Raw genomic sequence first — 9,456 nt, 5'->3', positions numbered from 1 at the left:
TGTGACGGGTTTTTTGCTGTCTGGGATTTAGTAAATAGCCAAGAGCCCATGCCGAACTCAGTAGTGAAACCAAAGCTCCTACCGATGATAGTGTAGCATTTGCTATGTGGCTCTCCACCGCTGTGGTCACTACGACATTCTACTGTGTAGCGCACCGACTTCAAACTGTAGAAAGCCCGAACTTAACGAGTCGCTTTAATAGCTCATCACTCCAGTGCTAAAGCTTATAACCCAATCTAAAAGCTATTTAAAATAGTCCGTAAGCTTGGCTTTCTTCATTTTCAGATTCTTCTAATTGCGTCGGTTTAAATATTGCGCTTGGATCAATTAATAAACTGTGTTTTTGTGTAAGCTTTATTAATCCTCGCATCATATTTTTAGTTTGTGGCTCTATGTCGAAGCCAATTTCGGTAAGTTTATCCAGTGGCCTTATATCTTCTTTTTTGAAGTCGATATTATCTTCAACCTTATCTACCAATAATCCTACATGCGGGTTTAAGCCGTCTTTAGTGGTAAAAACAATAATAGGTTTATAGTCTAAGGTTATTTGCTCTTTAGCTGACTCAAATAAGCGCTCGAGTTGAATCAAGCTATTACGATTCATTTTGTCGAGCAGCACGGATACTTGTTTATGATCACTCCGATTATGGGCTGCTATAACTTCTTTTATTGTCTCTAGTATTGATTGGAAGTGGTCGTTAAACCGAGACATAGTTAATTTTAAGTCTTCATTATCGGTGTTGAATTCTTTGTAAAAAAGAACAAAATCTTGTAGTTCTGTGTCATTGTTTGAAATAGGAGTCGAGCTACTCGATAAGCTACTTTGAAGTATATTGAACCACTTTAATAGTTTTTCTTGCCACGATCTGAGCTGTTTTAGTGCATTCGCATTACTTTGCTCAGTTGAGATATTATTTAAAATAATACCCAAATCAAAAACAGGTGTTGGTATATCCATATAATCTTTAACACCAATAAAGCTTTTATTATTGTTTGGTAAAGTTGTTAGATTATTGTCAAAGCGTTCTGTTAATAAAATATCGAGTATTTTAAGTGAAATTGTTTTACAGCCCACTTTAAAGTTTATTAATTCCATGCCTTTATCTTAATTTACCTATTAATGCTTTAAGGATAGAACAAATTAAGTAAATAGCTTAAAGAAGGGTAAGATTTAATAGAGATAGTTAACTAGGAGTTATTAGATGGCACTAGTGAGGTTTTTTATGGCATGTTTAAATTGATTCTCAAGCTGCTTTTTTCCTAATAAACCTAAGTGTTGAATTACTTTTTCATTACATTCATTTTGAAGCACTAACTTTATTAAAAGTTGTTTATCTGACTCTGTTAATTGAGACATACAAGAAGGAGACTGATTCACTACCTGCCAAAGAGTCGCAGAGATATTAAATTGAGTGAAGCTATTGTTTACGAGCAAGGCTAATCGTTCGCGAGTCTCGGGGCTTACTAACTCATCGCTAAATCCTGCAATTAAAATACTTACAAGTTGCCAATCCAGGGTTTTAAAGTGTGTTAAAAGCCCATAAAAAAAATCGTTTTTAAACTGCTTTTTCAAAGGTTGAATAATCGCACTTTTGTTATTTAAGCATTTAACCACAAGCGCCGAATGTTCTGCCGTGCTTTTATCGCGTTGATAACCTAGTTTTACGGTATCAAATCCTTGGTTTTGCCAAAAATTTAGTAACTGCGCTGTTGCGCCAAAGCTTGCACCAAACCAATTACATTGGCTTTTTACTTGCGACTCGCAATAGCTAAGTAGCTTTTTACCAAAGCCCATATTGTGAGAACTCGGATCAATCGCTATTCGTACAACGCGAGCGCTCAACTGTGTGAAGTAGTCATCATTAAAACTAAGTTGTGAGAGGGTTTGAGCCATTAAATGACCCTGTGGGCGACGCTCTCCGCTTGTAACCTGTAGGGCAAGGTCTTCACTTAAACCACCTTCTATTGCGATTAAACATACGCCAACTAATAGATTGTTAATTCTGCTGATGAATATTCGTTGCGACGGTGTATCTAGTAGTTGGCGTAAATCATTTACACTACTTTGATAGTGAGCTAATGCAAGCAGGGCAATAACTTGTTGCAGTAAAGGCTCATTGTTTACAAGGGATTGCTGAGTTATTTCGCTATGAACTGGCTGCTCTAATTGATCACTACTTAACTCTTTATATTGTGCATCGAGTGCAAGCAAGGTTCGAATGTGTTGCTCAAGAGGATCGTGTTTAGCAAAACGCAGTGGCTCATCAAGCGCTAGAACTTTAGAGGCTTTATAATGCGCTTTAATGTAGTTACTAAAGCGAATGGTATAACCCCTACCATTGCCCTCATACCCAACCAGTGTACTTGCAAATACTATACGAGAGTAATGCGCTAGCATTTTTAATAATAACGGAACAGGGATTGCTGCAGCTTCATCAACGAGTAATAAATCACACTCAGGTAGCGCATTTAATAGTGCATCAGGTGCAACGTAGTGCAAATTGGCTAGCTGTTTATGTTCAGTGTTGTATTGAAGGTTCAACTCGTTGGCTAAATGTTTAAAGCTACTATGGGTCGCTTTAAACTGAGTGCTGCAAATAATGATTTTTTTATCGGCTAGTTTTGCCGCGGCTAAGCCAAGTGCTGCCGACTTACCTCTACCTCTATCGGCATTAATGAGTAAAGGCCTGTTGGCACGGCCGTTAGCTACTTTTACTATTTGCTCAATACAGTTTTGCTGTGGCTCATAATCAATTTTATTATGCATTACATAGCTAGCGTTATTACTAATACAGCCATTTTTTTCACTAAAGTGAAAAGCGGGTAATAGTTTTATAATAGCCGTGAAACGTTGATTAAATAAACTGTAGTCAATACTCTGACCGTGTGATTGCATTGTGCTTAAAGCAGGGTCTTGCCAAGAGGCTAAATCATCTAATTCGGGCAGTAATAAAAACAGTATACCGCCTGCTTTAACAGTGCCGGCAAGTGCTGCAAGTTTATCAGGGTGCAAACCACTAAAACCATCGTAAACAGCATGAGCAAATTCTTGACCTAAAATTTGATGAGTGCGAGTAGGCCAGTACGAATTTTTAATCGCGCACTGCTTTGATAAAACAAGTGCATTGTTTTCATCTATTAATGAGTTAAGTAATTCATAACACCAAGCAGGGCTGCCCGTAATCAACACTAGCTGACGATGATACGCGCCAGCTAGTTGTTGTTCTAACTCACTTAGGTGAGCTTTATACAGCTTGTAATCGTGCATAGGCCGTTACTAACCATTTACTGCCAAGGTCGTCAAAGTTAACTTGTACGCGAGATTGCGCGCCACTGCCTTCGTAATTAAGTACGGTACCAACACCAAACTTAGCATGCAAAACTCGTTGCCCTAAGTTAAAGCCACTGTCTTCAAATGCGGCATGGCTAACTGATGCGCTAAAACGCCCGGCGGCAGGCGGGCGAGAAACCTGTGTTTTAATACGAATTTCTTCAACGCAGTCCTCAGGTATTTCGCGTAAAAAGCGTGATGGGCTATGGTATTTTTCTTGCCCGTATAAACGGCGACTCTCAGCATGGCTAATGTATAACTTATCCATTGCTCGTGTCATGCCTACATAACAAAGGCGGCGCTCTTCTTCCAAACGACCAGACTCTTCGTTACTTTGCTGAGAAGGGAACATGCCTTCTTCTACGCCCACCATAAACACTAACGGAAACTCTAAGCCTTTAGCTGAGTGAAGTGTCATCATTTGAACGGCGTCTTCGTGTTCTTCTGCTTGTCCTTCACCTGACTCAAGTGATGTATGTGCTAAAAAGCCTTGTAAAGGCGAGCTGTATTCTTCGTCTTCAGGAAGTTCGTACTGGTCACATGCGCTAATTAGCTCTTCTAAGTTTTCTACGCGAGCACGGCCTTTTTCACCTTTTTCAGCTTGGTACATTGCCATCAAGCCTGAGGTTTGAATTGTGTACTTGGCTTGCTCATGCAAAGTTAGATCGCTAATTTTATCTTCAATTTGTTCAACTAGCTCTACAAACTTACTTACGGCACCAGAAGCACGACCAGATAAATGCTGTTGTTCTACAATTGCTTTTGCGGCATACCAAAGCGGTAACGATTCTGCTCGTGCACAATCTCGTATATGGCTCAATGTTTTGTCGCCAATACCGCGTGCTGGCGTGTTAATTACACGCTCAAACGCGGCATCGTCTTGACGATTACCTACTAGGCGTAAGTACGACAACGCATCTTTAATTTCTTGTCGTTCGAAAAATCGCATACCACCGTAAATACGGTATTTTAAGCCTTCTTGTAGCATAGCTTCCTCGAGTACACGAGATTGCGCGTTACTACGGTATAAAATTGCGGCATCTTGTAGGGCATTACCTGCATTTAACCAGCTGCGTAGTTTGCTACTTACAAAGCGTGCTTCGTCTAACTCATTAAATGCTGCATAAATAGAGATTGGCTCGCCATCGTTACCGTCGGTCCACAAGCTTTTACCCATACGTTCTGAGTTATTTTGAATTAATGCGTTGGACGCTTTCAAAATAGTCGCGGTTGAACGGTAGTTTTGTTCAAGGCGAATGGTTTCTGCGCTAAAGTCAGTTAAAAAACGTTTAATGTTTTCGATTTTAGCACCACGCCAACCATAAATGCTTTGGTCATCGTCGCCTACAATCATAATGCTGTTAGTATCGCCAGCAAGTAACTTTAACCAAGCATATTGAATGGTATTTGTATCTTGGAACTCGTCTACGAGCATATGTGCAAAGCGTTGCTGATAATGACGTAGTAACGTAGGGTTATTTTTTAATACTTCGTAGCTGCGTAGTAATATTTCAGCAAAATCAACTAGGCCCGCTCTATCACAGGCCTCTTGATAGGCGGCATAAACACGCAGCATCATTTGCTCGTTAATATCGTATGCTTGGATATCTTTAGGGCGAAGTGCTTCATCTTTTTTGGCGCTTATGTACCAGCCAAATTGTTTAGCAGGCCATTTTTTATCATCAATATTCATCGATTTTAATAAGCGCTTGATCATCCGAAGCTGATCGTCAGAGTCTAAAATTTGAAAGGCTTCAGGTAAGTTAGCTTCACGGTGATGAGCACGTAAAATACGATGCGATAAACCATGGAAAGTACCAATCCACATACCACCTACAGGCGCTTTTAGTGTTTCTTCAACGCGGCCACGCATTTCTTTAGCTGCTTTATTAGTAAAGGTAACTGCAAAAATACTGTAAGCGGAGGCTTGCTCAACTTGCATAAGCCACGCAATACGATGAACTAACACTCGTGTTTTACCAGACCCAGCACCTGCTAATACCAGCATGTTTTGTAGTGGGGCTGCAACGGCGTCGCGTTGTTTGTCATTTAAGCCATCGAGTAATTGTGAAACGTCCATCGTTACGCCTTTTTAATCAATATTGTGGCCAGTATAACAGGTGTTTTTGTTAGGCTAAATAAAATACTGTTTTTATAAACAGCTATTTATAAAATAGTGTTCAAAACGAGTAACTTGCTAATTAACTAAGCGAATAAAAAGCGTAAACGCATAACAAAAATTGCTAATTTGACCTAAAGTTAGCAAAATTTACTAACTCTCTAAATCTAGGCTAATTTAACTATTTGATTTGTAAGCTTTAATAAATTGGCATAAAGTGTGTAAGTAAATAATTATAAAATCAAATAAATACAGAGGTTAGTATGGCAGATCAAGGTTCTGGCGGTAACGTAATCGCAGCATTATGTAATATATTTTTTCCTGGTTTAGGGCAGTTAGTGCAAGGGCGTATTTTAGCGGCTATATTTTTTGCACTCGCTATTATAATAAGTTATGCACTAATTTATGTGCTTGTAGGTTTTGTACTTGTGCCTATTATTTACTTATGGTCGATCATTGACGCAGCGCGTTATAGATCGCGAAGTTAACGGCTTTAAAGTTGAATAAAATAGCGCCCTTGTGGCGCTATTTTGCTTTATATGTCCTGTGGTTTACGGGCGTTTACGTATATAATTACGCAATTAAAGATTTACAGGCAAACCCTATGGAATATCAATTTATTCGCGACCCTATTAGTGGGCTACGTATTAAAATAAGCAGTGAACACGCTATTATTGGTCGCTGGCTAAACGAAGAAATAGGCAAAGACAAAGTGGCCATGGTGCAAGCGCTTATTGCATCGGTAAGTTCAAGCTATGAGCCGCTAACGCTGAAGGGTCAAGAAATAGATTTAATCTTAACGAAAGACGAAGCATTATTTGAAGCCCATGCGCTTCATCAAGATAGCGAAGATCTAATAGCGTATCAAGATGACGATTTAGCGCTTGAAGAAAATGGTTTAAGTAGTGGTTGTGGCTTTGAAGATTTCATTGATTTAATTGATTCATGGCATGAGTTTACGACGTCACGATAAACATAATTAGCACACTAATAAAAATATACAGCAATGCACAATCAGCATTTTATCTGTATTATTACACCAACGAAAATTACGCCAACCAAAACGACAGGAATTGATATGTCTGCCAATTTAAACAAGCTAGTAGTGATGCTAGAAATGCAAAACGCCATGAATACTAAAGTACATGAGCAATGGTTTACTCAAGGGTTTGAATGGTACCGCGCTATTTGGGTTGAGTGTGCTGAAATGCTAGATCATCATGGTTGGAAATGGTGGAAAAAACAAACACCAGATACTGAACAAGTTATTTTAGAGTTGGTTGATATTTTTCATTTTGGTCTATCGCTTAGAATTGACGGCGAAACTAGCTACGAAGACTTAGCAAAGCAACTTGAAACTGAGCTTAGTAATGCTCAACAAGCTGATGATTTTAAACAAACACTAGAGATATTAGCGGCGTCTGCTGTTGCTGATAAAACGTTTAATGCAGGTGCCTTTGCCGGCTGTATGGCGCAAATGGGTATGGATATTGATGATTTATATCGCGGCTACGTAGGTAAAAATACGTTAAACTTTTTCCGCCAAGATCACGGTTACAAAGATGGTAGCTATATTAAAGAATGGAACGGGCAAGAAGATAACGAGCATTTAGTTGAAGTAGTTAAAAGCCTTGATACAGAACATGCAGATTTTGCAAAGTTAGTATATCAAGGGCTAGAAGCGCGTTACCCAAAAATCTAGCCCACGTAAACTGAGTTAGATAATCTTACGATAGTCGGTAACACTTAGGTAATCGGCTATTTCGTTATGTGGTTGTTGGCTATCAGGGTTAGCAACTGCAAGTAAGTGCTCAATGCCGTATTCTCGTGCGGCATTCAAAACCGCAATGCTATCGTCAACAAATAAAGTACGACTTTTATTAAAGCCTAAGTCTTTTTGTACTTGGTGCCATAAACTTTGTTGCTCTTTACTTACTCCATATTCATGAGTAGACACTACGCCATCTAGGTAGTTATCAATCGCTGTATGCTCAAATTTAAGCATGACACTCTCAGGGTGGGCGTTGGTAAGTAAAATTAACTCTTTGCCTGCTTTTTTAAGCTCAGTTAAAAAATGAGGTACGTCTTCACGCATTTTAATTAAATGCTGAGATTCTCGTTTAAGCTCCATTATAGGCAAGCTTAATTGCTGCTCCCAATAATCTAAACAATACCACTGTATTTGACCGCTCACAGCTTGATAGCGTTTTAAAATATCTGCTTTAGCTGCATCTAGGCTAATGCCCCTTGCTAATGCGTGTTGCGCAGGAATAACGTTAAGCCAAAAATGACTGTCGTAATGTAAATCGAGTAATGTTCCATCCATGTCGAGCAAAACGGTATCGATTTTTGACCAATTTAACATAGGAATTTCAACTTATAAGGTTTATTATTGAACTAACTGCCATGATAGCAAATTAACGCCAATGACACAGAAAAAGCACCCAACACCACCACAAATCCTCAGTAACAATGTTGTCGCTAAAAGCCGCCTGTTTACTGTGGAGTCTTTAGAGCTAAAGTTTTCTAATAACGAAGAGCGCCAGTATGAGCGAATTCGCGGCGGTGGCCGGGGAGCGGTGATGATTGTTCCATTAAGTGCAGACAACGAATTACTACTTGTACGTGAATACTGTGCGGGAACAAACGATTACCAGTTAGGTTTTCCTAAAGGCTTAATTGATCCGGGTGAAACGCCAGAGCAAGCTGCTAACAGAGAGCTTAAAGAAGAAATTGGCTTTGGTGCTGAGTATTTTAAACCATTAAGAACAGTAACAATGGCGCCGAGTTACTTTAATGCCACTATGCATATTTTATTTGCTAAGCAATTATACCCACAAAGCCTTATTGGCGACGAACCAGAGCCGCTTGTTGTTGTTAAGTGGCCATTAACTCAGTGGCAGTCATTATTAGACCAAGAAGATTTTACCGAAGCACGCAGTGTTGCAGCTTTGCTATTATTAGATAAGTATTTAGCGTCTGGAGCTGCCGATGAATAAATTAATCGAACCGTGTATTGAATTAGCTGAGCGTGCTGGCGATGCAATTATGGCCATTTATAAAAAAGGTGATATTGGCCAACAAGAGAAATCAGATAATACGCCTGTTACCAAAGCTGATTTAGCAGCAAATGACGTACTGGTTGCTGGATTAAAAGTCTTAGCGCCCGATATTCCTATTATGTCGGAAGAAACACCTATACCAGCACTAGCCGACAGGCAGGATTGGCAGCGTTATTGGTTACTCGATCCGATGGATGGCACAGGCGAGTTTATTTTAGAAAGTGGCGATTTTGCAGTAAATATTGCATTGATTGAAAATAATCACCCAGTGCTTGGTGTTATTCATTGGCCTGCAAAAGGTGTGACTTATTTTGCTACAGCTAAAAATGGTGCCTTTAAACGTGAAAACTCAATTGATAAGCAAATATCTGTAGCGCCGCCAGAGAACTTGACGCTTGCTGTGAGCCGCCGCCAAAAAATAGAAGCGGTGAGTCAGTATTTAAATAGTCAGTTTACAACTATTGCTATTGGTTCGTGCTCATTAAAAGCTTGTACTGTTGCAGAAGGCAAAGCAGATTGTTTTTTAAGAATTGGTCCAACGGGAGAGTGGGATACAGGTGCTTCACAAGTTATTGTTGAAGAAGCCGGTGGTTGTATTACCGATGCCGAATTTAATCCGCTAACGTACAACCAACGTGAGAGTACTGAGAACCCTGACTTTATAGTGATGGGACATCCAGACTGGGAATGGCAAAAAATGATTAATCCGCATCAAAGGTTGAGCGCAGAATAGCAATTTGATTGCTTTTTGTTCGGTTGAACAACTTTAATTAGTTTAGGCCTTGCATTAAATGTTTATTCCTATATAGTAGCGCTCTCTTCAAGGCAGGCTCGTAAATATTACGAAAATGTTTTAAAGAAATTACAGGCGCGGGATGGAGCAGTCTGGTAGCTCGTCGGGCTCATAACCCGAAGGTCGTCGGTTCAAATCCGGCTCCCGCAAC

At 39.6% G+C, this 9,456-nt stretch carries 9 protein-coding genes and 1 tRNA gene; 6 read left to right on the top strand and 4 right to left on the bottom strand.

From position 1 onward, the window contains the following. Positions 1-247 precede the first annotated feature (247 nt). The 3 genes from WNY98_RS20430 to uvrD all read right to left on the bottom strand — a co-directional run bounded on the left by WNY98_RS20430 (position 248) and on the right by uvrD (position 5,411). Positions 248-1,096 carry a chemotaxis protein CheW gene (locus WNY98_RS20430; protein ID WP_342878800.1) on the bottom strand — a complete coding sequence of 283 codons (849 nt, stop codon included), beginning with the start codon at positions 1,094-1,096 and terminating at the stop codon, positions 248-250. Between the two features lie 102 nt (positions 1,097-1,198). Further along, entirely contained in the window at positions 1,199-3,268 is a 2,070-nt protein-coding gene (locus tag WNY98_RS20425; RefSeq protein WP_342878799.1) for a GNAT family N-acetyltransferase, read from the bottom strand. Next, positions 3,246-5,411 (bottom strand): DNA helicase II, encoded by a 2,166-nt coding sequence (uvrD, locus tag WNY98_RS20420; RefSeq protein ID WP_007586555.1) that lies wholly within the window; start codon positions 5,409-5,411, stop codon positions 3,246-3,248. Before uvrD ends, WNY98_RS20425 begins: the two co-directional genes overlap by 23 nt. 302 nt (positions 5,412-5,713) lie before the next feature. On the opposite strand from uvrD, the gene WNY98_RS20415 reads away from it, so the two are divergent. From WNY98_RS20415 to WNY98_RS20405, 3 genes are all read left to right on the top strand, one after another. Further along, the gene (locus WNY98_RS20415; RefSeq protein WP_002963009.1) at positions 5,714-5,938 is read left to right on the top strand and encodes a hypothetical protein; all 225 of its coding nucleotides are present in this window, start codon (positions 5,714-5,716) and stop codon (positions 5,936-5,938) included. A 116-nt stretch (positions 5,939-6,054) separates the two neighbouring features. Next, positions 6,055-6,423 (top strand): YacL family protein, encoded by a 369-nt coding sequence (locus WNY98_RS20410; protein ID WP_024592461.1) that lies wholly within the window; start codon positions 6,055-6,057, stop codon positions 6,421-6,423. 105 nt (positions 6,424-6,528) lie between these two features. Further along, positions 6,529-7,152, top strand: coding sequence for a dUTP diphosphatase (locus tag WNY98_RS20405; RefSeq protein ID WP_007586550.1), 624 nt, complete (start codon positions 6,529-6,531; stop codon positions 7,150-7,152). 15 nt (positions 7,153-7,167) lie between these two features. Here the strand turns inward: WNY98_RS20405 and yrfG are convergent, their stop codons facing one another. Beyond that, positions 7,168-7,815, bottom strand: a complete 648-nt coding sequence (yrfG, locus tag WNY98_RS20400; protein ID WP_002963013.1) for a GMP/IMP nucleotidase — start codon at positions 7,813-7,815, stop codon at positions 7,168-7,170. 61 nt (positions 7,816-7,876) lie between these two features. On the opposite strand from yrfG, the gene nudE reads away from it, so the two are divergent. The 3 genes from nudE (at position 7,877) to WNY98_RS20385 (ending at position 9,455) form a co-directional block, all read left to right on the top strand. Then, positions 7,877-8,449 carry an ADP compounds hydrolase NudE gene (gene nudE, locus WNY98_RS20395; RefSeq protein ID WP_024598021.1) on the top strand — a complete coding sequence of 191 codons (573 nt, stop codon included), beginning with the start codon at positions 7,877-7,879 and terminating at the stop codon, positions 8,447-8,449. Beyond that, positions 8,442-9,245 carry a 3'(2'),5'-bisphosphate nucleotidase CysQ gene (gene cysQ / locus WNY98_RS20390; RefSeq protein WP_007586545.1) on the top strand — a complete coding sequence of 268 codons (804 nt, stop codon included), beginning with the start codon at positions 8,442-8,444 and terminating at the stop codon, positions 9,243-9,245. Before nudE ends, cysQ begins: the two co-directional genes overlap by 8 nt. 136 nt (positions 9,246-9,381) lie before the next feature. Next, positions 9,382-9,455, top strand: a tRNA-Met gene (locus WNY98_RS20385). Position 9,456: the final 1 nt, after the last annotated feature.

It is taken from the genome of Pseudoalteromonas sp. AS71 (assembly GCF_038900275.1).
In the GTDB taxonomy this organism is placed as follows: Bacteria; Pseudomonadota; Gammaproteobacteria; order Enterobacterales; family Alteromonadaceae; genus Pseudoalteromonas.
This window is presented reverse-complemented; position numbering and strand designations above follow the sequence as displayed.

Bases quoted from the DNA above. Each gene is read 5' to 3' on its own strand.
- nudE (WP_024598021.1), top strand. From the start codon at position 7,877: ATGACACAGAAAAAGCACCCAACACCACCACAAATCCTCAGTAACAAT.
- WNY98_RS20430 (WP_342878800.1), bottom strand. From the start codon at position 1,096: ATGGAATTAATAAACTTTAAAGTGGGCTGTAAAACAATTTCACTTAAA.
- cysQ (WP_007586545.1), top strand. From the start codon at position 8,442: ATGAATAAATTAATCGAACCGTGTATTGAATTAGCTGAGCGTGCTGGC.
- uvrD (WP_007586555.1), bottom strand. From the start codon at position 5,411: ATGGACGTTTCACAATTACTCGATGGCTTAAATGACAAACAACGCGAC.
- WNY98_RS20405 (WP_007586550.1), top strand. From the start codon at position 6,529: ATGTCTGCCAATTTAAACAAGCTAGTAGTGATGCTAGAAATGCAAAAC.
- WNY98_RS20415 (WP_002963009.1), top strand. From the start codon at position 5,714: ATGGCAGATCAAGGTTCTGGCGGTAACGTAATCGCAGCATTATGTAAT.
- WNY98_RS20410 (WP_024592461.1), top strand. From the start codon at position 6,055: ATGGAATATCAATTTATTCGCGACCCTATTAGTGGGCTACGTATTAAA.
- yrfG (WP_002963013.1), bottom strand. From the start codon at position 7,815: ATGTTAAATTGGTCAAAAATCGATACCGTTTTGCTCGACATGGATGGA.
- WNY98_RS20425 (WP_342878799.1), bottom strand. From the start codon at position 3,268: ATGCACGATTACAAGCTGTATAAAGCTCACCTAAGTGAGTTAGAACAA.